Source organism: Arthrobacter sp. QXT-31 (assembly GCF_001969265.1).
Classification (GTDB): Bacteria; Actinomycetota; Actinomycetes; order Actinomycetales; family Micrococcaceae; genus Arthrobacter.
This window is the reverse complement of sequence record NZ_CP019304.1, coordinates 720381-746329: the sequence shown is the minus strand read 5'-3', so window position 1 is coordinate 746329 and position 25949 is coordinate 720381. Positions and strand designations below refer to the sequence as shown.

Here is a 25949-nt window from a genome sequence, read left to right as displayed (position 1 = left end):
GGCTAGTAAGCCGCGCTCAGGCGGCTGGGATTTCAGGGGAATAATAACGCTGTGTCAACTTTGTTCGGCAGGCTGGGGCTGAGGAACCGCCGCAACAAGATCGTCACCGGCACCGTCTTTTCCGCTGCTGCTGCAGCGCTGGTGGCCGGTGCCGTGATCTACCCGGGGTTCAAGACAACCGAGGTTGACCTTAACGACGGCGGCGTCTGGGTGGTCAGCAAGGCACGCAATGCCGTCGGCCGGCTTAACTACCCCTCGCGCGTGCTTGACGGTGCCGTGACCCCGGCCAGCACCACCTTCGATGTCCTGCAGAACGCCGGCAAGGTGTTCGTCGACGACGAATCCGGCGCCACGCTGAACCAGGTATCCGCCGCCAACATGCGGCTCGGCGGCGACAAGAAGCTCCCCGGCTCGGCCCAGGTGAGTTTCGGCGCCGACGTCATTTCAGTCACCGATCCTGCTTCCGGCAAGATGTGGGCGATGTCACCGTCAACGGTCAATGCCTTCGACGAGGAGTCGACCGAGCCCGCGGTGGCCGGTTCCCAGGGACTGGTGTCCGCCGTTGGTCCGGATGACCGGATCTATTCGGCCGACCCGAAAACGGGGCAGGTGACAGTGACCACGGTGGACGCCTCCGGGGCAGCCACCGGCACCGACACCAGCACGTGGGACGGGCTGAAGGGCGCGGGGGACCTCCAGCTCGCCGTCGTGGGGGACCAGCCTGTGGTCCTGGACGCGGCCGCCGGAAAACTGTTCCTCCCCGGCGGGCGCGAAGTGCCGCTGGCCGATGCCCGCGACGCGAAGCTCCAGCAGTCGGGCCCGGCCTCGGACTCCGTGGCTGTGGCCACCGGCAAGGCACTCCTCAGGCAGCCGCTGAACGGCTCTGCCGCGAAGACCGTGACCTTCGGCGGCCAGGGGATGCCGGCAGCGCCGGTCCAGCTGGACGGCTGCATCCATGCGGCATGGTCCGGCGCGAACAAGTATGTCCGGGACTGCACCAATGACGCGGACGACAAGAACGTCGCCGTGCCCAAGGCCAGCGCATCACCGAGCTACGTGTTCCGCGTCAACCGCGACCTCGTGGTCCTGAACGACGTGAACTCGGGCAACGTGTGGCTGGTCAACCAGAACATGCAGCTGGTCAACAACTGGGACGACGTTGTTCCGCCCAAGAACCAGGCTGACGACCCCGACGAGGAGTCCGCCGACGACAACACCATCAACGTCCTGCCGGACCGCACCAAACCGAACCGTCCCCCCGAAACGAAACCCGACGCCGTCGGTGTCCGTCCCGGGCGCACCACGGTCCTGAGCGTCCTCGACAACGATTCCGACCCCGACGGCGACGTCCTGACCGCCTCCCTTGGCGCAGAAGGCCCGCGGGCCGGCAGCATCGAAAGCATCTACGGCGGCTCCGCCTTCCAGATCACCGTGCCGGCCGATGCCTCGCCCGGGACCGAGACGTTCGATTACACGGCCGCGGACGGACGCGGCCTGTCCGCCGGCGGCAAGGTGACCCTGAGCGTCGTCGGAGCTGACGAGAACCGGCCCCCGGCCTTCAAACGCGGCGACCCCACCACGCTCCTCGTGGAGCAGGGCAAGACCGTCAGCCAGAACATCCTCACCGACTGGGCCGATCCCGACGGCGACGACCTGGTCCTGATGTCAGCCACCGCCGACAACGACCAGGACCAGGTCAAGGTCCGCCGCGACGGCCTGCTCACCTTCCAGGACTCCGGCGCCACGGCCGGAAAGAAGAGCGTCACGGTGTCCGTCTGGGACGGCCGCGCCACCACCACGGGCAAGGTGGTGGTCAACGTCCAGCCGCCGGGAGCCCTCGCCCCCGTGGTCAACGCCGACCACGTCACCGCCGTGGTGGGCCAGGACCTGGTCATCGCGCCCCTGAAGAACGACGTCGACCCCAACGGCGGCGCTCTGCGCCTCGCCCAGGTGGAAGCCAGCGGAGCAGCAGAGCTGGGCCCGGTCACCGACGGTGGCACCTTCACCTTCAGGAGCCGCACCCCGGGCCCGGTGTACCTCACCTACCTGGCCAGCAACGGACCGCAGAGCAGCCAGGGCCTCATCCGGGTGGACGTGGAATCCGGCAAGGACTCCGGAAACCCCGTCGCCGTCCACGACGTGGCGCTGCTGCCCGTCGGCGGCAGCGTCCTGCTGGACCCGCTGGCCAACGACTCCGACCCGTCCGGCGGCGTGCTGGTCCTGCAGTCCGTCGCGGTGCCCGAGAACGCCACCGCCTCGGTGAGCGTGATCGACCACAGCGTCCTGCGGATCACCGACATCGCCGGCACCAAGGACCCGTTCCTGTTCCGCTACACGATGTCCAACGGCAAGGCTTCGGCCACCGGCAGTGTGTCGGTGGTGCCCGTGCCCGCCCCCGCCGTGGTGGAAGCGCCGCAGCCCAAGCCCGACGAGGTCAACGTCCGCGTGAACGACGTCGTGACCATCCCCGTCCTGGACAATGACACCCACCCGCAGGGTGAAAAGCTGACGGTCGACGCTGTCCTGCCGCAGGCCGTTCCCGCGGAGGACGGCAAAAGCTTCGTCTCGGAGAACACCCTCCGGTTCATCGCCGGCAGCCAGCCCAAGACCGTGCGCGCGATCTACAACGCGGTGGACCCGCAGGGCCAGAAGAGCGCCGCCGCCGTCACCATCCACATCCTGCCGCTGGAGGGTGCCGAGAATTCCCGGCCACAGCCCAAAAACCTGACCGCGCGGGTGGTGGCGGGGGGTACGGTGCGCATTCCCTTTCCCCTGGACGGCATTGATCCCGACGGCGACTCCGTCCAGCTGACGGCCATCGACAGCACGCCCGGCATGGGCACGGCGACGGCGGGCAGCAACTTCATCGACTTCATCGCCGCCGGGAACGGCGCCGGAACCGATACGTTCCGCTACAAGGTGGTGGACCGGCAGGGCGCCGTGAATACCGGCACCGTCACCGTGGGCATCGCACCACGCGGCGACACCAACCAGAAGCCCACCCCCGTGGACGACCAGGTCAAGGTCCGGCCCGGGCGCCAGATCGCCGTCGACGCGGCCGGCAACGATACCGACCCGGACGGCGACCCCATCAGGATCGTCAGCGACGGCATCGAAGCCGACGCCGCACTGAAGGCAACCGTCAGCAAGCAAAGCGGACGCATCCTCCTGCAGGCTCCGGCCACCGAAGGCAGCGTCAACCTCCGTTACACGGTGGCCGACGAGCGCGGAGCTTCCGCCCAGGCAGCCATCCGGATGGTGGTGGACAGCAGCGTCCCGCTGCAGGCACCGATCGCCCGCGACGACAGGGTGACCTCCGCGCAGACGCTCGGCAAGACCGCCGTCGACGTTCCGGTGCTCAAAAACGACGAAGACCCCGACGGCGTGGGCGAGAACCTCAAGATGAGCAGCGCCGCCGAAACCGCCCGGCCGGGCGCGGACGGCAACATGATCGTGGAGCTGACCGAGCAGCCGCAGCTGGTGCCCTACACGGTGGAGGACGTCGACGGCCAGAAGTCGACGGCAATCATCTGGGTGCCGGGCCTCGGCCAGCAGGTTCCCACCCTCGCCAAGGACGAGGTCCTTGAGGTTGTCGCCGGCCAGTCCGTGACCGCTGACCTCGGCGAATGGGTCAAGGTCCGGGACGGCCGCTCGCCCCGCCTGACCCAGACCGACAGGATCAAGCTCATCGGCGCGGACGGCAGCAACCCGGTGGCCGGCAACGGCACGGCCGTCAGGTATACCGCGGACCGGGACTACGCAGGCCCCGGATCCATCACCTTCGAAGTGACGGACGGCTCCGGCCCGGACGACCCCGCCGGCCTGAAGTCCACCCTGAGCATCAGGACCAGGGTGCTGCCCGATCCCAACCGGAACAACCCGCCCGTCCTGCTCGGCGGCTCGGTTGATGTCCCGCTGGGTGACTCGGCCTCCGCGGACCTGGCCAAACTCACGACCGACCCCGACGGGGACGACGCCGGCAACATGAAGTACGAGATCGCCGGCGCGGTCCCGCAGGGCTTCAACGTGTCCACCGACGGTGCCACCCTCAAGGTGTCGGCCCAGGACAGCCTGCGGCCTGGCGATGCAGGGTCCGTGCAGGTGAAGGCGAAGGACCCGCGCGGCCTTGAATCCACCGCCACGTTCCGGTTGGCCGTGACGGCGACAAACCGGGCCAAGCCGGTGGCGAACGACGACATCGAGGACAACGCCGCAGCGGGCAAGCCTGTCACCATCAAGGTGCTGGCGAACGATGCCAACCCGTTCCCGGAGACTCCGCTGAAGATCATCGGCGTCGCCACCGAGACAGGGCAGGGCACTGCCGCCGTCAGCGGCGACTCGGTGACGGTCACGCCCGCGGCCGGATTCTCCGGCACCCTGGTGGTGTCCTACACGGTCGGCGACAAGACCGACGACGCCTCGCGGTACGCCACCGCCCGGATCCGGCTCACGGTCAAGGACAAGCCCCTGGCCCCGACCACCCCGCAGGCGCAGAGCGTGGGAGACGGCACGGCGCTGCTGAACTGGACGGCGCCGGCGGACCGGGGATCACCCATTACCAAGTACACGGTCTACGGCGAAGGCGGCTACTCGCAGGACTGCCCGGCCAACTCGTGCACCCTGAACAACCTCGTCAACAACACCAAGTACCACTTCCAGGTGACGGCAACGAATGAGTTCGGCGAGTCCGACAGGTCACCGGTTTCCGCCGAGGTCCGGCCCGACGTCAAGCCGGACATGCCGCTGGCTCCGGCGCTGAGGTTCGGCGACCAGCAGCTGGCCGTGACCTGGCAGGCACCGGCCAGCAAGGGCTCTCCGGTCAAGTCCTACGATCTGGAAATCTCGCCCGCACCCGCCGGCCAGAACCCGCAGATCCAGAACCTGACATCCACCAGCTACGTCTGGAAGGGTCTCACCAACGGCGTGGCCTACAAGGTGCGGGTCCTGGCCCGCAACGACGCAAAGGATCCGTCGGAGTGGAGCCCGTACTCCGCTGCCGAGGTACCGGCCGGGGTGCCGGCGACGCCGGCTGCCCCCAGCGCGGCCGGGGCCGGCTCCGTGGGCAGCCAGTCCCAGGTCAACGTCAGCTGGACGGCCCCGAACAACAACGGCGATGCGGTCTCCGCCTACACACTGACAACCCTGCGGGGCGGAGCCGTGGTCAAGAGCCAGCAGGTGGCTTCCGGCACGTCGCTGAATGTCACAGTGGACAACTCCGAGGCCGACTACGCCTTCACCGTTTCCGCCACCAACAAGGCGGGCACGTCCGGAACCAGCGCCCAGTCCGCCCCCGTCAGGGCCGCCGGCAAACCCGGCACCGTGGGCGGCGGGACCGTACGGGCGAACGGGACGAGCGGCCAGCTGGATGTGACCTTCACGCCCCTCACCGAGGCGCAGCGGAACGGGTCGCAGGCGTCGGAAATCAGCTACCGGTGGTCCACCGCCTACGGGTCCGGGCCCATCAACGCCGGCGGCGGGACCATCACCGGCCAGCCAAACGGGCGGGACGTCACCGTCAACATCATCGCCTCCTCCACCAAGAACAACGTGTCCGGCGATGCCAAGGCCATTGGCTCGGGAAACCCGTACGCACCGCCGAACGCGCCGAATGTCAGCGGCGGGAAGTCGGCCACCGGCGACCCCCAGGTCCACTGGACCTGGAATTCCACAGGCACCAACGGGCGGCCCCTGGACCACTACGAGGTCAGCCTCGACGGCGGCGCCTGGACCAGCGTCGGAAAGGCCACCAGGTTCGACGCTTCCGGCGGCGGCTGGAACCAGACCCGGACCCTGCGGGTCAAGGCCGTCACGGTGGTCGCCGGGGCCATCGGACGCGCAGATGCAACCTCCGGCAACGACCCGACCCCGCCGCCGCCGGCGTCGCAGATCCAGGTCGACGCCAGCAGCGTCCGCACCTGCCCCGGGAAGCCCGGCCTGCCTGACTCCTACACACCCGGCAGCCCCGCCAAGTGCGGCGTCGGCTGGGTGGAGCGTTCCTGGGGCAAGCTGTCCATCGACTGCACCAAGGACATCTACGGCAACGGCACACCGTGGTACCGCCTGACCGAGTCGGCCAAGAGCGGATGGTACGTGAAGTCGACCACCGTGGACCTGTACGGTTCGCGGCCCGGCGGATGCTGACCACCTGCCCACGGCCGGCACCCGAGCCCGCTGCATCATCCCGCACCAGCACCAACCTAAGAGGAATCAACATGACCATGACAACCGAGCAGGCCGCCTGGTTTGCAGGGACGTTCGAGAAGCTCGTTGCGAATGTGGGCCAGGCAGTCCTGGGCAAGGCCCACGTCATCCGCCTGACCTTCACCGCGATGCTCGCCGAAGGCCACGTCCTCTTCGAAGATGCCCCGGGCACCGGCAAGACGTCGCTGGCCCGCGCCCTGGCGGCCACGGTCCAGGGGTCAAACAGCCGCATCCAGTTCACGCCGGACCTGCTGCCCTCCGACGTCACCGGCGTGACCATTTACGACCAGAAGACCCAGAAGTTCGAGTTCCACAAGGGGCCGATCTTCAGCAACATCGTGCTCGCCGATGAAATCAACCGCGCCTCGCCCAAGACGCAGTCGGCGCTGCTGGAGGTCATGGAGGAGTCGCGCGTCACCGTGGACGGCACCACGTACGAGGCCGGCCGTCCATTCATGGTGATGGCCACGCAGAACCCGATCGAGCAGGCCGGCACCTACCGTTTGCCCGAGGCCCAGCTGGACCGCTTCCTGATCAAGACCTCCATCGGGTATCCGGACCACGCCTCCACCGTCCAGCTCCTGGGCGGCACCAACCTCAAGGACCGGTCCCGGGACCTGCACCCCGTCATCACCACGCAGGCTGTGGCGGACATGGCGGATCTGGCCGCCACCACGCACGTTGATACCGCCGTGCTGGAGTACATCTCCAGGCTCTGCGAGGAAACCCGCAACGCCCCGGAGACCCGCCTGGGTGTCTCCGTCCGCGGCGCCCTCGCCATGGTCCGGGCGGCCAAGGTGTGGGCCGCGAGCCAGGGCCGCAACTTCGTCCTGCCGGACGACATCAAGGACCTCGCCGGCGTCGTCTGGACCCACCGTTTCGTGATGGACCCCGAAGCCGAGTTCTCCGGTGCCACCGCCGAAGCCGTCCTGGGGCGCGTCCTGGCCGATGTCGCAGCGCCGCAGCAGCGCGCCGCCGTCTAAGGTGCGGCTGCCTAAAGTGCAGTGGTCCGGTCTCGGGGGGTCCGGAATCCGGCTGCCGAAGTTCCGGCCCCAGGAGCACTCATCCAGATTATGGTCCGACGCGGGCAGCACCGCGCGTCTCGCGCTGGGCCCCGCCTGGCGGGTGGCCGCCGGCCTGTGGGACCGGCGCGTCCGGCCCGTCCTGTCCGTGGTCAGCGTCCTGGGCTGGTCCGTGCTGGCCGCCGCGGTCCTGCTGTTTGCGGCCGGGGACGCCTACGGCTGGCAGGAGGCCAAGGCGGCAGCCATTGCGGCACTGGTGCTCTTCGTCATCGCCGTCGGCTTCATCCTGGGCCGCTCCTCCTATGGCGTGCTCCTCGACCTCGCCCGGACCAGGGTCGCGGTGGGCGACAGCGCCGTTGGAAGCATCGCCGTGTCCAACACGTCTGCCCGCCCGCTCCTGCCGGCTGACCTGGAACTGCCCGTCGGCTCTGCCACCGCCGTCTTCCACCTCCCGCGGATGAAACCGCAGCAGGTCCACGAAGACCTTTTCACCATCCCGACGGCGCGGCGTGCCGTCATCGTGGTGGGCCCGGTCCGTTCTGTCCGGGCCGATCCGCTGCACCTGCTCCGCCGGCAGGTGCTCTGGACGGAACCGGAGGACCTCTACGTGCACCCCCGCACGGTGGCGCTGGCCGGTTCCGCGGCCGGGTTCATCCGGGACCTGGAAGGCATGCCCACCACGGAGCTGTCCAGCGCGGACGTTTCCTTCCATGCCCTGCGCGACTACGTTCCGGGTGACGACCGGCGGCACATCCACTGGAAAACCACGGCCCGGACCAACAAGCTCATGGTCCGCCAGTTCGAGGAAACCCGCCGCGCCCACCTGGCCATTTCACTGTCCATCAACACGGACGAATACGCCTCGGAAGAGGAATTTGAACTGGCCATATCGGCAGCGGCGTCCATTGGCCGGCAGGCCATCCGTGAACAGCGCGAGCTGGATGTCCTGACCCAGGGCGGTCCGCTGCGCTGCGAGACCGGCCGCAACATGCTGGACGACATGACCCGGATCGTCGGCACTCCACTGCGGAAGACCGCCGTCGACCTCGCCCGCACGCTTGCCGACACGGTGCCCAATGCCTCGGTGGTCTTCTTCGTCGTGGGCAGCCAGGTGACGGCCACCCAGCTGCGCTCCGCTGCCGCCTCGGTGCCTCCCGGTGTGCGCAGCCTCGCCATGCGGGCCGACCTTGGCGCTGCCCCGGCCCGCGCCAACATCGGTGACCTCACCGTGCTCACGGTCGGCGATCTCTCCGACCTTCCCTCCGTCCTGCGAAAGGCTGCAGCATGAGTGAGGCCACCGGTCTCCGCCCCCGTCGGCACGACCGTTCGGACAGCTCCCGCCGGCAAAACGATTCACAAAGCCCCCGCCGCCCGGTCCGCCCGGCCGCCGGGTCCGCCTTCGCCGACGGCCGGCCGCGGTGGCATTTTGTGCTCGACGCCGGTGCCCTCACCATTCTGCTCGGGCTTGGTGTCCTCGGGTTCAGCCTCAGCTTCGGCGGCGACCCCTACTACCTGATTGCCGGGTTTGGCGGCATTGTCCTGGGGCTGGCCGTCGCTGCGCTCAACGCCCACTTCCGGCTGGGGCTCCTGATCACCACGGCACTGGCCTTCGGCAGCTATCTCGTGCTGGGAACAGCCCTGGCCGTCCCCGGCGCCGCGATCGCAGGGTTCATTCCCAGCCTGGAATCGCTGCGCACGCTGCTGCTCGGCGTCGTCTTTGCCTGGAAGGACATGCTCACCGTCGGGGTGCCCGTGGGCACCGCAGGCGGCGTGCTGATCGTTCCCTTCCTGAGCGCCCTGATCACCGCCGCTGCCGCGGGCGCCCTGACCTGGCGCATCCGCAGCCCGTACTGGCCGCTGCTGCCGGTCCTGGTGCTGTTCGTCACCGGGATCGCGTTCAGCACCAACGCCGGATTCCTGACCGTGGAAAGGGGCATTGCCCTGACGGTGGTCGGCATCGCCTGGGCCACCTTTCGGCGGGACGCGCTGCGCCGGCGCGACACCCACAAGGTTTCGGTGAACCGTCCCCAGCACGACGCCGGCACGGCGGCGAAGGCGCGCACGCGCCGCCTGGCGGCCGGCGCCGCCGTCCTGGCCGCAACGGTGGGAATCACCGCGGCGGTATCGCCGCTGATCGCCGCCGGTGACGAGCGGCGCGTCCTCCGCAACGTCGTCGTACCGCCCTTTGATCCGAAGGCGTACGTCACGCCGCTGGCGAGCTTCCGCAACTTCGTCAAGGACAAGAAGGACGACACGCTGTTCACCGTCAAGGGGCTGCCCAAGGACGCACGGGTCCGGCTCGGGGCGCTCGACTCCTTCAACGGCACCAACTACACGATGGACCCGAACGGCTCGGGCAGCTTCAGCAAGGTGGGGGACGCGAAGTCGATCAACACACTCGCCGACTCCACGGACCCGGTCCCGACGAACGACTACAGCCTGGACATCACCATCGATGACTACCAGGGCTACTTCGTTCCGGGCGGACGGAAGACCACCGGGCTCAGCTTTGCCCCGGACTCGTCCGGCGCAGCCTCGGGGCTGTACTTCAACTCCGGCACAGACACCGCGGTGACCACCCAGGGCCTGTCCAGGGGTGACTCCTACACCGTCCAGATCTCGGACCCGGTGAAGCTGGAGCACGGGCAGCTCACGCAATACGACTTCGCCAAGGTCAGCCTGCCTGACGTCACCGACGTGCCGCCGGTGGTGGGCGCCCAGGCCAATGACCTGGCCGCGGACGCCCCGACCGCGGTGGACCGGGTCCGGCAGATCGAGGCCCACTTCCAGAAGAAGGGCGCCTTCAGCAACGGGCTCATTGCCGACGGGCAGCTTCCCAGCGTCTCCGGGCACGGTGCGGCGCGCATCCGCGACCTGCTGACCGCCAAGCAAATGCTCGGCGACGATGAGCAGTACGCCGTTGCGATGTCCCTGATGCTGCGGCACCTGGGCATTCCCTCACGCGTGATCATGGGGTTCTACCCTGACCCGAAGAGCCCGGAGAACGGCGCCGGCGACATCAAGATAACCGGCAAGGATGTCCACGCCTGGGTGGAGGTGGCCTTTGACCGCGTGGGCTGGGTGGCCTTCGACCCCACACCGCCCAAGGACAACATCCCCATTCCGCCCGACCCGGAGAACAAGTCCAAGCCCAAGCCCCAGGTCCTGCAGCCGCCGCCACCGCCGCAGGAACCCGCCGACCTGCCGCCGGACTCCTCTCCGGACGCGCTCGACGCCGACGAGAAGAAAACCAACCCGTGGCTGTTCTGGGGTCCCATCCTCACCGCCATCGGCATCGCCCTGATCCCCGTGGGCATTCTGGCCCTGCCGCTGCTGCTGATCGCACTGCTCAAGTTGCGGCGCCGGAAGGCCCGCTTCACCGGTGGCGATCCTGTCCAGCGCGTCGGCGGCGGCTGGAGCGAGGTCCTTAGCCTGGCCACAGACATGGGCGCCCCGGTGGACAGCCGCGCAACCAGGCGGGAGACGGCGGCAGTGGTGGCCGAGGCGTTCCCTGCCGCCGGCGCCACCACAACCCTGCTGGCGCACCGCGCCGACGCCTCCATCTTCGGCGCGGGCCAGCCGAGCGAGGATGAGGTGCGGGAGTACTGGGACGTGGTGGACGGCTCGCTGAAGGAGATGACAGGAACGCTCGGTTTCTGGCGGCGCCAGCAGGCGCGGTTCTCACCCCGGTCGCTGCTGGCTGAGGCCCGGGCCGCCCTGGCTGCACGGGGGTTCCGGCGGTGAGCGGCTCGCCAGTGCCTGGGACGGGACCGGGAGCTTTACCCGGAGCTGCCCCCGCGGGGCCTGCCTCCGGGCGATCTGCTTCCGACCGAAGCGTGCCGTGCCTGCGCTGCGGCCAGCCGGTCCGGGCAGGAGCAAGCTTTTGCGGTGCATGCGGAACACCGCTGCCCAACCGCGGATCTGTGCCCCAGCGGGCCGCCACCTTGGACCGGGGCGGGAGGCAAGCCGCTCCGTTTCCCGGTAGCATCCCGGTAGGGCCGGGGGAAGGATCAGACATGTCAGGCACGCTTTCGCTGGTTCCGGCTTCCCCGGGCAAGCGTCTCGGCGCTGCCGTCCTCGATTGGCTGGCGCCGGTGGCCATCCTGACGGTCCTGCTGTCCATTGGGTTCGCCGGCATCACCAGCACGCGGAGCGCCGGGCTGATCATTTACGACACAAGCCTGCTGGCGCTGCTGGGAGGCATCGGAGCCGGCCTGACCCTGGTCTATGTGCTCACCGTGGCCGGCGTCGAGGGCCGTACCGGCAACACCATCGGCAACCAGCTCATGGGCATCCGCAGCGCCGACAGGGACGGTTACGCCCCGGGCCTCGGTGCCGTGTTCCTGCGCGGCATCGTCACGGGAGCCGGCATTCTGCTGGCCGTCCTCGCCGCAGTACTGGTGGCGGTCTTCAAATGGTTCGACGCCGCGCTGCTGGTCCTGGGACCGCTGCTGCTCCTTGGAACGGCGTGGGCCGCCGCCGTTGTGGCGTCCAGCGCCTGGGACCGGAACGGAAAGCTCCGTGGGTGGCATGACCGCGCGGCAGGAACGCTCGTCTTCGATGTGGTGCATGGCCGCAACCCCGTCTCCACCGGCGGCATCGAAGGCCCCTACAGTTTCGCGCCCCTGGACCTGCCCCCGGTGCAGCAGGTGGCGTCGCCGGTTGCTTCCCGGAAACCAGTTGCTTCCCGGAACCCGGTTGCTGCCCCGCCCGCCGTCGCGCCGGGCGAGCCGGCAGCCGCGGACGGCACTGTCATCCCGGCCGACGGTGGCATCCCGGTCGACGGTGCCATCCCGGTAGACGGTGTTCAGCAGGTCAACCGTCTTCAGCCGATTAACGGTGTCCACCCCGACGACGCCATGGACCGCACCCAGGTGCGAGGCGGGGCCCGCCAGGACGTCCCCCAGGCCGTGCTGCGCATAACGCTCGACGACGGCCGCGACTTCCGCCTGGAACGGAACGTCCTGATCGGCCGCAACCCTGCCCCCGCCGCCGGGGAATCGCAGGCCCAGCTGTTGCCCGTACCGGACCCGGGCAGGACCATCTCCAAGACCCACCTCCACCTGCTCACCGACGGTGCCGGTGTATGGGTCACGGACCGCCACTCGACCAACGGCAGCGCCGTCACCACACCCGACGGCATGCGCACGGCGCTGCAGCCGGGTGTGCCCGCATTTGTCAGCCCCGGAACCACAGTTCATTTCGGGGACCGCACCTTCAACGTAGGACACGCATGAATTCACAGCAGGTGGCCGGAACCCCGGGGACCGGCAACGAGCCCGGCCTGAGGCTGAGCTTTGGCTACGGAACGGACCGTGGCCTTCGCCGCGAACTCAATGAGGACTCCTACATCGCTTCGGATCCCGTGTTCGCCGTCGCGGACGGCATGGGCGGCCACGAAGCCGGCGAGGTGGCCAGCGGCATGTGCGTGCGGGCGCTGGCACAGCTGCCGCAGCTGGCGACCGGGGAGCGGACGGCCACCGCGGGAGTGGTGCAGCAGTACCTGGCCAGCGCGGACGAAGCGATCCGCGCAGCCACCGGTTCCCGGGCCGGAACCACACTCAGCGGCGTGGTGGTGGTGGAGCAGATGGGCGTTCCCTACTGGCTGGTCATGAACATCGGGGATTCCCGGACCTATCGCCTGAGCCAGGGCCGGCTTTCGCAGGTCAGTGTGGATCACTCCGAGGTCCAGGAGCTTGTGGAGAGCGGCGAGATCACGGCCGAGGAGGCCGCGGTGCACCCCCGCCGGCACGTCGTGACGCGTGCGCTGGGCGCGGGTGACGAGACCGAAGCCGATTACTGGCTGCTGCCCATCGAAGAAGGCGACCGGGTGATGGTCTGCTCGGACGGCCTCAACGGGGAACTGACGGATAGCGAGATGCACGAAATCCTCAGCACCGTTGAGAACCCGCAGGAAGCAGTGGACACCCTGATCCAGGCGGCACTGCGGCGCGGCGGCCGGGACAACATCACGGTCATCGTGATCGACGCCAGGAACGTCCTCAACGATGCCGGCATGGCGACGACGGCGCCCCGGAGCGCCGCGGACGCGGAAGAGCAGGACACGCTGCCGCGGGCCGGAAGCGAGGACGCTGCCAATGGCCGCAGCTAGCTACGTCCCCGGAGGATGGCTGGGCCTGGTCAGATCGGGAACTGCGGTGATCCTGGACCCTGCCACTCCGGCCCCGCTGGTCAGCAGCGTGTGGGATCTGCTCGCGGGCGCCCCGGATGCAGCCGAAGTGCTGCACGCTGTGACGGGCGGGTTCGGTGCACCGCTGTCAGCCACCCGGTGTTTCGGCATCATCGGATACAGCGACTCGCTGCGGGTCTTCCTGCGCGGCGACATTGACCTGACGGTCCAGCTTCCGTCGGGTCCTGTGACACTCGACGGCCGGAACGTCACCACCTGGACCGAGCGGTGGCTGGAGGCGCCCGAATGGTTCAGCGTGGCCGTTCCTGGCGCCGCCGCGGTGCACCAGGGTGTGCCTGAACTGCTCCGTGTACCTGAACTGCCGGTGGTTGAAGGGGCCGTGCTCCTGCAGTCGCTGCGCGTCAGCGTCACCCAACCCGGTGGTGCCCTGCAGAACGTGCCGGAGACTGCTGTGCCGCCGCTGGAGGCATCGGCCGAGACCCTGGTTGTACCCGGGGAGGAAACCGTGACGGGATTTACTGAGACCGGCGCTGCGACGTCCGGGACTTGGCCGCGGGAAGCACGGGCCGAGGAAGCACTGTCCGGGGAAGTCCTGCCCGAGGAAATCCACGCGCCGGAAGCACCGGCACAGGAAGAACGGGAGCAGGACGAAAGCCCGGCCACCGAGTTCACCAGCTCCTACGACCACCTGTGGGACAAAACGGTAGTCCGGCGTATCGAGGACGCAGCCGTGCGGTCCGGCGACGAGGACGACGACGGTGCTCCCGCAGCCCCGGAGGCCGCCGCGCGGGAGGTCCCGGGCCAGGAAACTGAAGGCCAGGAAACTGAGGGCCAAGAGACTGAAGGCCGGGAATCTGTAGGCAAGGAATCGGAAGGCCAGGAATCTGAAGGCCAGCGGATTGCAGGCCATCAAACGGCCGACCAGAAGGCTGACCCCGGGGAAGCCGGCCGGCCAGCCACTGCGGGCGAAAAGGCAGCCGTGCCGCAACCGCCGGTGCCGGCCCAGACGGGACTGATCGAGTCGGTGCCGTGGGCCACCGTGGGAGACGGCGCCCCGGAACCCCGGATTCCGGCGTCGGTCCCTGGGCTCCAGGTCCCGGCGTCGGTCCCGGGACCCCAGGTACCGTCCTCCTTCCCGGCTCCCGGCAGTCCGCCGTCGTTCACCGGACTGCAGGTCCCGCCGTCGTTCATCCCCGCAGCCGGGGCGGGCGCGCCGGCGGAAGGGGACCACGACGGGCAGACCATCTTCAGGAGCGACCTTCCCACCAGCGGAGCGCAGGCGGGGCAGGGGCAGGAACCCGGCCAGGGCGCTGGAACACCCGGCGGGGAAAATGTGCCCGGCAACGGCCCTTTGGTCCTGGCCCGGGTATGCCCCGGCGGCCACGCCAACCCGCCCACCAGCAGCCAGTGCTTCACCTGCGGGGCTCAGCTGCCTGACGTCGCCGTCCAGGTGCCGCGCCCCCGGCTGGGCCGGCTGCGGCTGTCCACCGGGGAGCTGATCGACCTCGACGAGTCGCTGGTGATCGGGCGGCAGCCGTCCGTGTCCCGGGTCCAGGGCGGCACCATGCCGCGGCTGGTCCAGGTGCCGAGCCCCGGCGGCGACATTTCGAGGTCGCACGTGGAGGTCCGGCTGGAAGGCTGGCACGTGATGCTGTGCGACCTGAAGGCCACCAACGGCACCGTGCTGGTCCGCGAGGGCCAACCGCCGCGGCGCCTTGCCCAGAATGAAATGGCCATTGTCCTGGACGGCGACATCGCAGAACTCGGCGATGACGTGTCCCTGCGCTTTGAGGAGATCCTGTGAGTTCCAAGCGGCCGGCGGCTCCACCGCCCCGCATTCCCGGTTTCAGCTACGTCAGCCTGCTCGGATCGGGCGGCTTCTCCGACGTCTACCTCTACGAGCAGGACCGGCCGCGCCGCAAGGTCGCCGTCAAGGTGCTGCTGTCCGGCCTCAAGACGGAGGGCGCGCGGCGCCGCTTCGAGTCCGAGGCCAACCTCATGGCCCAGCTGTCGTCGCACCCCTTCATCGTCACCATCTTTGAAGCCGAGGTGACCGAGGACGGGCATTCCTACCTCGCCATGGAGTACTGCTCGCGGCCGAGCCTCGATGTCCGATACCGCCGGCAGCGCTTCAGCGTGGACGAGGTCCTGGCGATCGGCATCCAGGTGGCCTCCGCCGTCGAAACGGCGCACCGGGCGGGCATCGCCCACCGGGACATCAAGCCTGCCAACATCCTGGTCACCGACTACAACCGTCCCGCCCTCACCGACTTCGGCATCTCCGGCACCCTGGCCGGCGACGCTGACGAGGACGCCGGGATGTCCATCCCCTGGTCCCCGCCGGAACAGTTCCGTGACGGCAACGTCGACGGCGTGCTGGTGGACGTGTGGGCGCTCGGCGCCACCCTGTACACGCTGCTCGCCGGACGCTCACCCTTCGTCCTGCCGGGTGCCGACAACTCGCAGCGCGAGCTCATCTCACGCATCACCAGCATGCCCGTCCCGCGGCTGGGACGCGCCGACGTGCCGGAATCCCTCGAGCTGGCGCTGGCCACCGCCATGGCCAAGCAACCCGCCTCCCGCTATTCCTCGGCCCACGCCTTCGCCCTGGCACTGCAGCGGATCCAGGCCGAGCTCAACCTGTCCGTCACGCCGTTCGAGGTGCTGGAGGAGCGCCAAGAGGACGTGCACCTGGACGACGGCGTGGAGGAGACGCGCGTCCGCAGCGTCGCGTCCATTGATCCGGACCGGACCGGAAGCGCCCCCACCTTCCCGTCGCGGACCAAGCCGCTGCCCCCTGCCGCCGCTGACGTGCCCGCTGCCCCCGCTGACGTGCCACCTGCCCCCGCCTTCCACGCGGCCGACACCGGCTACACCGCTGCCGCCGACACGACGGTCCACCGCGCGGCCCAGCCGCCGCAGGAAGCAGCCGAGCCCGCGGGTGGCCACGCGCAGGACCGCTCCAAGCGAAACCTGTGGCTCGCCATCTCCGGAGCCACCGTGCTGGCCCTCGCCGCCGCCGTGGGCCTGGTGGTGGCCAACGCCGCCCCCCAGACGCCGAGCGGGCCCGAAACCGCGGAGGTGAAGAAGCCGCCGGCGGACGCCCTGGACAACGGGACGGTGCCGGACGTGGAAGGCCTCGCTGCCGCACCAAAGGCAGAGGACCCAAACATCATTGTCTTCTCCTGGACGAATCCGCAGCCCAAAGAGGGTGACACGTTCAAGTACCGGGCCAAGTCCGTAAAGGAGGACGGCCCCTTTGAAACCACAACGACCAACCAGGCCTTCATTTCCGGTTTTATTGACCCGCCCATATGCCTCCAGGTGATCCTTGTCAGGGCCGACGGCAGCGCCTCGCCGGGCGGCCCGGATTCCATCGCATGCCTGCAGGAGTAGCCGGCTCATGACAACAAGGACGCTACCCATCGAGGAGGCACGGAATATGGGAGACCTGGCCATAGATTTCTGCGGCGAGTGGTACGAGCCCAACGATGAGGACATCTTCAGCATCGGCCGCGAGGGCGACCTCGAGGTGGACGACAACCCTTACCTGCACCGGCGCTTCCTGCAGATTGCCAGGTACGACGGGATCTGGTGGCTCACCAACGTGGGCAGCCGGCTCTCCGCCACGGTGGCCGACGGATCCGGCGGCATGCAGGCGTGGCTGTCGCCCGGCGCCCGGCTGCCGCTCGTCTTCAGCCACACCAGCGTCATCTTCACCGCCGGACCCACCACATATGAATTCGCGGTCCACGTGAAGACGCCCTCGTTCCGGCAGGAGACCAGCAGCCACACCAGCGGCGGCGACACCACCATCGGCCCCGTGGTCTTCACGGACTCCCAGAAGGCCCTCATCGTGGCGCTCGCCGAGCCGATGCTGCGGCGTGAGGGCACCGGATTCAGCGCCATTCCCTCCTCTGCGGAGGCGGCCCGGACCCTGGGCTGGGCGCTTACCCGGTTCAACCGGAAGCTGGACAACGTCTGCGACAAGCTGGACCGTGCCGGAGTGGCCGGCCTCAGGGGAGGCGGCGGCAAACTGGCCACCAACCGCCGGGCACGCCTCGTGGAGCACGCTGTTACCTCGCACCTGGTCACTGCCGGCGACCTCCACCTGCTGGAAAAGATGCGGGGGGAGGTCGAAGCATGAGGATCCGACTCACCCTGCGCCGCGACCCCGCCGAAGCCAAGGACCTGGCCGTCACCGTGGACGGCCGCGCCACAGTCGCGGACATCGCCACCGAACTGTGGACCGCCGATCCCGCCCGGCGGCACGAACCCGCTCCGGCCAATCTCTCACTCCGGATTGACGAGGCCTTCGTCGCGGGCGGCATGCGCGGCATCGTCCTCGACCGGGCGGACAACCTGCTGGAGTCCGGGCTGCGGCCCGGCTCGGTCGTGTCGCTGACCCAGGTGAGCGACACGTTCGGCAACCCGAACGGCGCCGGCCCTGCCGCGGACCGCGGCCCGGCTGCGGCCACGCTGCGCATCGTTTCCGGTCCCGACGTCGGACGGGAGTTCTCACTGCCCTCCGGCACCAGCTACATCGGGCGCGGCCGGGACGTCGATGTCCGGCTCACCGACCCCCTGACATCCAAGCGGCACGCCCGCATCACCGTGGGCGAGAGCATCGAGATCGTCGATACGAACTCCGCCAACGGCCTGCAGATGGACGGCCTCCCGGTCACCCGGGCCACGCTGAATTCCTCCGACACCGTCACGCTGGGCGACACCGTGCTGACAGTTGTGCCGCTGGCGCGCAGCGGTGCGGCAGTTCCGACGTCGCCCCTGGTGGACTTCAACCGGTCCCCGCGGGTGGTGCCGCGTTTTGCGCCCGGGAAGAGGGTGCCCCCGGCTGGACCGCGGCGGCAGGACCACCACCCATTCCCCTTCATCATGCTGATCGCCCCGCTGATGATGGGCGCGGTGCTGTTCTCGGTGACCCAAAACCTGATGTCCATGGTGTTCATGCTGATGATGCCGCTGTTCATTGTTGGCCATTACGTGGACCAGAAATTCCAGAGCCGGCGTGAGCGCAAGGAGCAGCTGAAGCAGTTCCGGGCGGCCATGGCGGCTTTCCGGCAGGACGCCACCGAGCTGCAGCGCGTGGAGCGGGCCGTCCGGCTCCAGGAAGCGCCGTCGGTCAGCGACACCGTCGACTCCATCTACAAGCTTGGCCCGCTGCTGTGGACGCACCGGCCGGAGCACTCCGGGTTCCTGGCGCTCCGGTTCGGGCTCGGCACCGTGCCCTCGCGGATCCCCTTCGAGGAGCCGAACACCTCCGAAACGGAGACGGAATACCGGCGCGAGATCGAGGACTGCCTGGACCAGTTCCGGCAGATCGAGGGCGTGCCGGTGGTCTCCCAGCTGCGGTCCGCCGGCTCCTTCGGCCTGGCCGGGCCGCGCGGACTCGTCGATGACGTGGCCAGGGGAGTGGTGCTGCAGCTCGTGGGCCTGCACTCCCCGGCGGAGGTGGCCGTGGCGGCCATCACCTCGGCCCGGTCCCGGGAACGGTGGAACTGGCTGCAGTGGCTGCCTCACGTCGGCTCGAGCCACAGCCCGCTCAGCGGCGACCACCTGGCGGCCGGTTCGGCAGGCGGCACCAGCCTGCTGGCCCGGATCGAGGACCTCGTGGAACTCCGCGAGGCCGCCATGCGCCTGCAGGGACCCGTGCAGCGGCCTGGCATCGTCGAGGAATCAGCTGACGTCCCGCCGCCGGTGCTGCCCTCGGTGCTGGTGATCGTCGAGGATGACGCGCCGGTGGACCGCGGACGGCTGACCCGGCTTGTGGAACGCGGCCCGGACGCAGGCGTCCACGTCCTGTGGGTCGCGGCCGGCGTCGAATCCCTTCCGGCCGCCTGCCGTGACTTCATGGCCGTGGACGGCGAACACGGCACCACCACCGGCCAGGTCCGGCTGGGCCGCCACACCTACCCCGTGAGCTGCGAAAGCCTCGACGCCGAACTGGCCGGCCAGCTGGCGCGCATGCTCTCGCCCGTGGTCGACGCCGGCAAACCGCTGGAGGACGACTCCAACCTGCCCCGGGCCGTGTCCTATGCGGCGCTGGTGGGCAAGGACTTCCTGGACAACCCCCAGGCCGTGGCAGAGCGCTGGCAGGAGAACAACTCCGTTGGCTCCACCGCTGTGGCCAACCGCAAGGACAACGGCTCGCTCCGTGCCCTGGTGGGCTCCAAGGGCGTGGAGCCCCTCTACCTGGACCTGAAGAACGAAGGCCCGCACGCGCTCGTGGGCGGAACCACCGGTGCCGGCAAGTCCGAGTTCCTGCAGTCGTGGGTCATGGGCATGGCCACTGCCTACAGCCCGGACCGTGTCAGCTTCCTGTTCGTGGACTACAAGGGGGGCGCCGCGTTTGCCGACTGCGTGAAGCTGCCGCACACCGTAGGCCTGGTCACCGACCTCTCGCCGCACCTGGTGCGGCGCGCCCTTACCTCGCTCCGGGCTGAACTCCACTACCGGGAGCACCTGCTCAACAGGAAAAAGGCCAAGGACCTGCTCGCGCTCCAGCGCGAGGCGGATCCCGAGGCCCCGCCCTACCTGGTGATCGTGGTGGACGAGTTTGCTGCCCTGGCCACCGAAGTGCCCGAGTTCGTGGACGGCGTGGTTGACGTGGCCGCCCGCGGCCGGTCCCTTGGCCTGCATCTGATCCTCGCCACGCAGCGCCCGGCCGGTGTGATCAAGGAAAGCCTGCGCGCCAACACGAACCTGCGGGTGGCGCTGCGGATGGCCGACGAGGATGACGCCACCGACATCCTCGGCGTGCCGGACGCCGCATACTTCGACCCCTCCATCCCGGGCCGCGGTGCTGCCAAGACCGGTCCCGGCCGGATCCAGGGTTTCCAGACGGGCTACGCCGGCGGCTGGACCACCGAACGGCCGCAGCGCCCGCAGGTCGACATCGTGGAGATGGCCTTCGGGTCCGGTCCCGCCTGGGAAGCGCCGGCCCCCGACACCGCCGTGCAGGAAGAACCGGCCGGCCCCAACGACATCGCCAGGATGACCGCCAACGTCATCGCCGCCGCTGACCTGCTGGCCATAGAACCGCCGCGGAAGCCGTGGCTGAACGAACTGGCCACCACCTACGACTTCTCGCTGCTGCCCAACCCGCGCACCGACGAACGGCTCCTGCTGGGCGTGGCGGACGATCCCGCCCGCCAGGACCAGCCCACCGTCTTCTACGAACCGGACAACGACGGCAACATGGCCATCTACGGCACCGGCGGCTCGGGCAAGTCAGCGGCCCTGCGGGGCATCGCCATCGCCGCCGCCGTCACGCCCCGTGGCGGGCCGGTCCACGTCTATGGGATCGACTGCGGCTCCGCGGGGCTCAGGATGCTCGAAGAGCTCCCGCACGTGGGTGGGATCATCGACGGCGACGACGTGGAGCGCGTGGGCAGGCTCCTGCGCTGGCTCAGCGATCTCGCCGAGGACCGGGCCAAACGCTTCGCCGAGGTCCGTGCCGCCACCATCGGGGAGTACCGCAGGCTGGCCGGCATGCCGGATGAAAAGCGCATCTTCGTGCTGGTGGATGGCATGTCGGCCTTCCGTGAGGCCTACGAGTACAGCAAGCTCTCCGGCCTGTGGGACCTTTTCCTGCAGCTTGCCACCGACGGCCGTCCCCTGGGCATCCACCTCGTCGTCAGCGCTGACCGGCCCAACTCCGTACCGGCGTCGTTGCTTGCCTCCATCCAGCGGCGGCTGGTGCTACGGCTGTCCGCCGAGGACGACTACCTGACCATGGACGTGCCCAGGGACGTCCTGGGCAAGGGGTCGCCTCCCGGGCGCGGGCTGCTGGGCGGCCTCGAGGTGCAGCTCTCCGTCCTGGGCGGCAACTCCAACCTCGCCCTGCAGGCGCGCGAGGTGCACAAACTCAGCGAGGCCATGCTGCGCCAGGGCGTGGAGCGGGCTCCGCGGATCGAGCGGCTGCCCGAGCAGATCGACCTGGACATCCTGCCTGCCGGCCTGCCCGACCTGCCCGTGATCGGCGTGGACGACGAGACGCTGCAGCCGGCCACGCTGATGGCGAAGGGCCCGCTGCTGCTCGCGGGCCCGCCAGGCGCCGGACGGACAGTTGCCCTCGTGACCATGGCCTACGCGCTGCGCCGGTCCAATCCGGACACTGAACTGGTTTACCTCGGTGCCCGCAAGTCCGCCGTGGCGTCGCTGCCGGTCTGGGACCGCTCGCTGGTGGGGGCCGACGACGTTGAGGAGGCTGTGGAAGCGCTGACGGACCATGCCTCGGCCAATCCCGGCAAAGTGGCCATCTTCATCGAGGGGCTCACGGAGTTCACCAACACCCTGGCGGAATCCGGGATCGAACGGCTCGTCGCCGCGTCCATCAAGGCTGACCAGTGGGTGGTGGGCGAATCTGAAACGTCCACCTGGTCTTCGGCATGGTCTCTGGCGCAGCCGTTCAAGTCGGGCAGGAGGGGACTGCTGATCAATCCGGGCGATATCGACGGCGACAGCCTCCTCAGCACGTCACTCGGACGGGTCGGCACGGACTTCATTCCGGGCCGTGGCTACCTTGTGGGCAGGGGCAAGGTGCGCAAGCTCCAGATAGCGCTACCTCCTGAAAGCCGGAAGTAGCCAACCGGCAGCAGCCAGCCGGCGGCAGCCAATTTGGTGCCCCGCGCGGAACTGTAGGAAAATACCCGGGATAAAACTTGGTGCGGGCGCGTGTCCTGCGTGGATGCAAAGGTACTTCATGATAGGAATCACCCGTCTGCGGGGCGCGCTGCTGCCCGGAATCGCCGCCGCCATGCTGGCTTTCACGGCAGTGTCCGGCGCCGCCGGAGCGGCCCAGGCCGCCTGCCTGCCGGAGCAACAGTGCTCTGAGTCGCCTGTGCCCATCGCCCCGCCGTCGTCCGTTTCCCCTTCCCCGACGACGGCGGCCCCCGCGCCGACTTCCTCCGCCCCGGCCCCGGCGCCGGCGCCGAAGGCTCCGGCGCCTGCCCCCGCTCCTGTAGAGTCCGTGGCGCCGGCTGCTCCGCGCGTTGCGCCGGCACCGGCGCGGCCCGCCCCCGCGCCCACCCGCACACCCTTGGTGGCCCCGACATTCGTAGGCGCCGTCGCGGCCGAACCGGTCCAGGTGGCAACACCCCCTGCCGTCCCGGCAGCCTCTGCCTCCTCCAGCCCCGATCCGTCGTCGTCCACGACCATGGCCGAGTCCAGTTGGACCAAACCGATCGCCACAGCGGCGGCCAGCCGGGCCGCCGTCGTATCCGTGGAAAAGACCTCCGGCATCGGAATCTTTGGGCTGTTCGCCATCATGGGGGTTGTCCTCCTGGTGGGTCTGGGCGGCCTGGCCTTCGCGCTGTGGAGCCGGAACCGCCTGTCCGGTCACTGGTAGGAGCCTGCCTCCCGGAAAAATGTCGGGGCTGTAAGGCAAGATAGGTCTGTGAGCACACCATCAGGCCCCACAGACAACGCAGCCACGGGAACCGGCGCAGCCACAGACCAGCTTGAGCCGGAAGCCGTTCCCTCTGAGTCCGTACGGGATGAGTACGAGAACCTGGCGGACCTTGTCCGGAAGTACCGGTTCGCGTACTACCAGGAGGACGAGCCCCTCGTCTCCGACGCCGAGTTCGACGCCCTCTTTCGCCGGCTGGAGGAACTCGAGGCGCTGCATCCGGAGCTCGTTTCCAACGATTCGCCCACCCAGGAGGTTGGCGGGGAAGTGTCCGCGGCATTTGCCGCCGTCGAACATCTCCAGCGGATGTACAGCCTGGAGGACGTCTTCTCCATCGAGGAACTGCAGGCCTGGATCGCGAAGGCGGAGGCCGGGGTTGCCAAGTCCGGAAATCCGCAGGCCGCCTGGCTGACCGAGCTGAAAATTGACGGCCTCGCCGTGAACCTGCTGTACCGGGACGGAAAGCTGGTCCGGGCCGCCACGCGCGGTGACGGCACCACCGGCGAGGACATCACACACAATGTGCTCACCATCAAGGAGATCCCGCAGCAGCTCAGCGGCAGCGGCTTCCCCGCGGAGATGGAAATCCGCGGCGAGGTGTTTATCCCGTCCAAGGCGTTCGCCGAATTCAACGAGGCGTTGATTGAGGCAGGGAAGGCGCCGCTGGCCAACCCCCGGAACGCCGCGGCCGGCTCGATCCGCCAGAAGGACCCGGCCGAAACCGCCAAGCGCCCTCTGCAGATGTTCGTTCACGGCATCGGCGCCCGCGAAGGCCTGCAGGCCGCCAGCCAGTCCGAGACCTACCGGCTCCTGGCCGAGTGGGGGCTGCCCGTCAGCCCCTATTTCGAGGTGCTTGGCAGCCCGGCCGAGGTGCTGAAATTCATCGAAAAGTACGGGGATAAGCGGCACAGCCTGCTCCACGAGATCGACGGCATCGTGGTGAAGATCGACGACTTCGCCACCCAGCGTGCCCTGGGCTACACCACGCGTGTGCCGCGCTGGGCCGTCGCCTACAAGTACCCGCCCGAGGAAGTGCACACCAAGCTCCTGGACATCGCCGTGAACGTCGGGCGCACCGGCAGGGTCACGCCGTTCGGGATCATGGAGCCCGTCAAGGTCGCCGGCTCCACCGTGGGAATGGCCACCCTGCACAACCAGGACGTGGTCAAGGCCAAGGGCGTCAAGATCGGCGACATCGTGGTGCTGCGCAAGGCCGGGGACGTCATCCCCGAGATCGTTGGCCCGGTGCTGGCGCTCCGGGACCAGCAGGACCCGCCCGTGCGGGATTTCGTGATGCCCACGGAATGCCCGTCCTGCGGAACTCCGCTTGCTCCCGGGAAGGAAGGGGACGTGGATATCCGCTGTCCCAACGCCAAGTCCTGCCCGTCGCAGCTGCGTGAGCGGGTGTTCCACGTTGCCAGCCGCGGAGCGTTCGACATTGAGGCCCTCGGCTGGGAGGCCGCGATCGCGCTGACCCAGCCGACGGAACCCGAGGTCCCGCCTCTGGTCAGTGAGGCGGCCCTGTTCGACCTGACGCCGGAGGACCTTGAACCGGTGAAGATCCGGCGCGAGAAGCGGTCCAAGGGTGTGCCCACCGGCGAGTTCGAGCTGGTGCCCTACTTCTACAGCAAGGGCACGGCCAAGACGCCGTCCAAGCCGACGGCCACCACCGGGAAGCTGTTCAACGAGCTCGAAAAAGCCAAAACGCAGCCGCTGTGGCGCGTGCTGGTGGCGCTGTCCATCCGGCACGTCGGCCCCCGCGCATCACGCGCCCTGGCCAACCACTTCGGCAGCATGGACGCCATCCGGCAGGCGTCCGAGGAGGAACTGGCGGGTGTGGACGGGGTGGGCCCCACCATCGCCGCGGCGCTCAAGGAGTGGTTCGCCGAAGACTGGCACGTGGAGATCATCGACCGTTGGGCCGCCGCGGGGGTCCGGATGAAGGATGAACGGGACGAGTCCACGCCGCGCACCCTGGAAGGGCTGACCGTGGTGGTCACGGGAACCCTGGAGGGCTTCAGCCGGGACGAGGCCAAGGAAGCGATCCTGGTCCGGGGCGGCAAGGCAGCAGGCTCAGTGTCAAAGAAAACTGACTACCTCGTGGCCGGCGACAACGCCGGCACCAAGCTGGACAAAGCCGAGCAGCTCGGTGTTCCTGTCCTGGACGAGGACGGATTCCGCGAGCTGCTGGCCAACGGACCGGCACCCGCCGCTGAAGATGAACCTGACGATCCCGAGGCAACCCCCGCTCCGCAAGACCAGGAGGACTCCGAATGACGCAAGCAGTAACCGACGCCGTGGACCTCAACCAGCTTCTCGATGTGGCCAAGGCCGCGGCGGCAGCCGGTGCCAATGTTCTCGCTGAACGCAGCCACGGTGCCCTGGACACCGGGACGGTCACCAACAAGGGCGAAGCCGGCGACTGGGTCACGGCCTTCGACGTGGCCGCAGAGGAAGCCGTGCGCACGGCCATCCGCAGCGCGCGCCCTGGCGACGCGATCACCGGCGAGGAACACGGAACCACCCGTCCGGAAAAGCCCACCGGGCTGCGCTGGTCCATTGACCCGCTCGACGGCACCACCAACTTCATCCGCAACATCGTCTACTACGCCACCTCGGTGGCTGTTGCCGATTCCGACGGCGTCTGGCTGGCCGGCGTCGTGCACGCCCCCGCGCTGGGGCGCGTGTACTACGCCTCAAGGGGCCAGGGCGCCTGGCTGGAACAGGACGGAAAGCGGGTCCGGCTCAACGGTCCGGTTCCCGGCCGCACCGGACAGATCCTCTCCACCGGATTCAGCTACGACCCCGGGGTGCGCGCGGAGCAGTTCGCGGCGCTGGGCAGCTTTGTGGACGGCTTCGCCGATGTGCGGCGGCTCGGCTCGGCCGCCCTGGATCTCTGCATGGTCGCCGACGGAACTGTCGATGCCTTCGGCGAGCGGGGGCTGAACGAGCACGACTTCGCCGCGGGTGCCCTGGTGGCCGAGGAAGCCGGATGCTGGGTCCGGCGTCCGCGGCTCACCAGCCCGCTCGACGGCGGTCCCTCCGCCGAGGAGCGGCTGTCCGCCTGGACCTGCGCGGGTGCGCTCGAGATGTCCGGCAAGTTCCCGCTCTAGGCTCTTGCTCCGCCAGGGGCTCTTGCTCCGCCGGC

At 69.0% G+C, this 25949-nt stretch carries 13 protein-coding genes; all 13 read left to right on the top strand.

Translation table 11 applies throughout. From position 1 onward, the window contains the following. Positions 1–51 precede the first annotated feature (51 nt). Complete coding sequence (locus BWQ92_RS03455) at positions 52–6141, top strand: Ig-like domain-containing protein (protein ID WP_076798305.1); 6090 nt, start codon at positions 52–54, stop codon at positions 6139–6141. Positions 6142–6212: 71 nt separating this feature from the next. After that, positions 6213–7184, top strand: a complete 972-nt coding sequence (locus BWQ92_RS03450) for an AAA family ATPase (protein ID WP_076798304.1) — start codon at positions 6213–6215, stop codon at positions 7182–7184. Between the two features lie 46 nt (positions 7185–7230). After that, the gene (locus tag BWQ92_RS03445) at positions 7231–8511 is read left to right on the top strand and encodes a DUF58 domain-containing protein (RefSeq protein ID WP_157365262.1); all 1281 of its coding nucleotides are present in this window, start codon (positions 7231–7233) and stop codon (positions 8509–8511) included. Further along, a complete protein-coding gene (locus tag BWQ92_RS03440; protein ID WP_076798302.1) occupies positions 8508–10967 on the top strand; it encodes a transglutaminase-like domain-containing protein in 2460 nt (819 codons plus the stop codon). Before BWQ92_RS03445 ends, BWQ92_RS03440 begins: the two co-directional genes overlap by 4 nt. A 92-nt stretch (positions 10968–11059) precedes the next feature. Continuing rightward, positions 11060–12460, top strand: a complete 1401-nt coding sequence (locus BWQ92_RS03435) for an RDD family protein (RefSeq protein ID WP_335633096.1) — start codon at positions 11060–11062, stop codon at positions 12458–12460. Next, a complete protein-coding gene (locus tag BWQ92_RS03430) occupies positions 12457–13335 on the top strand; it encodes a PP2C family protein-serine/threonine phosphatase (RefSeq protein ID WP_076798300.1) in 879 nt (292 codons plus the stop codon). The genes BWQ92_RS03435 and BWQ92_RS03430 overlap by 4 nt, the downstream gene beginning before the upstream one ends. Beyond that, positions 13322–15178 (top strand): FHA domain-containing protein, encoded by a 1857-nt coding sequence (locus BWQ92_RS03425; protein ID WP_076798299.1) that lies wholly within the window; start codon positions 13322–13324, stop codon positions 15176–15178. The genes BWQ92_RS03430 and BWQ92_RS03425 overlap by 14 nt, the downstream gene beginning before the upstream one ends. Beyond that, on the top strand, positions 15175–16770 hold the full coding sequence (locus BWQ92_RS03420; protein WP_076798298.1) for a serine/threonine-protein kinase: 1596 nt from the start codon (positions 15175–15177) through the stop codon (positions 16768–16770). Before BWQ92_RS03425 ends, BWQ92_RS03420 begins: the two co-directional genes overlap by 4 nt. Before the next feature lie 46 nt (positions 16771–16816). Then, a complete protein-coding gene (locus BWQ92_RS03415) occupies positions 16817–17521 on the top strand; it encodes a hypothetical protein (protein ID WP_076798297.1) in 705 nt (234 codons plus the stop codon). Further along, positions 17518–21978, top strand: a complete 4461-nt coding sequence (locus tag BWQ92_RS03410; protein WP_076798296.1) for an FtsK/SpoIIIE domain-containing protein — start codon at positions 17518–17520, stop codon at positions 21976–21978. The genes BWQ92_RS03415 and BWQ92_RS03410 overlap by 4 nt, the downstream gene beginning before the upstream one ends. Positions 21979–22096: 118 nt before the next feature. After that, positions 22097–22741 (top strand): hypothetical protein, encoded by a 645-nt coding sequence (locus BWQ92_RS23935; protein WP_216639964.1) that lies wholly within the window; start codon positions 22097–22099, stop codon positions 22739–22741. 48 nt (positions 22742–22789) lie between these two features. Continuing rightward, entirely contained in the window at positions 22790–25078 is a 2289-nt protein-coding gene (ligA, locus tag BWQ92_RS03400; RefSeq protein WP_076798290.1) for an NAD-dependent DNA ligase LigA, read from the top strand. After that, entirely contained in the window at positions 25075–25914 is an 840-nt protein-coding gene (locus BWQ92_RS03395) for an inositol monophosphatase family protein (RefSeq protein ID WP_076798288.1), read from the top strand. The genes ligA and BWQ92_RS03395 overlap by 4 nt, the downstream gene beginning before the upstream one ends. Positions 25915–25949 lie beyond the last annotated feature (35 nt).

Coding starts and splice junctions, on each gene's coding strand:
- BWQ92_RS03450 (WP_076798304.1), top strand. CDS start 6,213: ATGACCATGACAACCGAGCAGGCCGCCTGGTTTGCAGGGACGTTCGAG.
- BWQ92_RS03440 (WP_076798302.1), top strand. CDS start 8,508: ATGAGTGAGGCCACCGGTCTCCGCCCCCGTCGGCACGACCGTTCGGAC.
- BWQ92_RS03430 (WP_076798300.1), top strand. CDS start 12,457: ATGAATTCACAGCAGGTGGCCGGAACCCCGGGGACCGGCAACGAGCCC.
- BWQ92_RS03425 (WP_076798299.1), top strand. CDS start 13,322: ATGGCCGCAGCTAGCTACGTCCCCGGAGGATGGCTGGGCCTGGTCAGA.
- BWQ92_RS03415 (WP_076798297.1), top strand. CDS start 16,817: ATGGGAGACCTGGCCATAGATTTCTGCGGCGAGTGGTACGAGCCCAAC.
- BWQ92_RS03410 (WP_076798296.1), top strand. CDS start 17,518: ATGAGGATCCGACTCACCCTGCGCCGCGACCCCGCCGAAGCCAAGGAC.
- BWQ92_RS23935 (WP_216639964.1), top strand. CDS start 22,097: ATGATAGGAATCACCCGTCTGCGGGGCGCGCTGCTGCCCGGAATCGCC.
- BWQ92_RS03395 (WP_076798288.1), top strand. CDS start 25,075: ATGACGCAAGCAGTAACCGACGCCGTGGACCTCAACCAGCTTCTCGAT.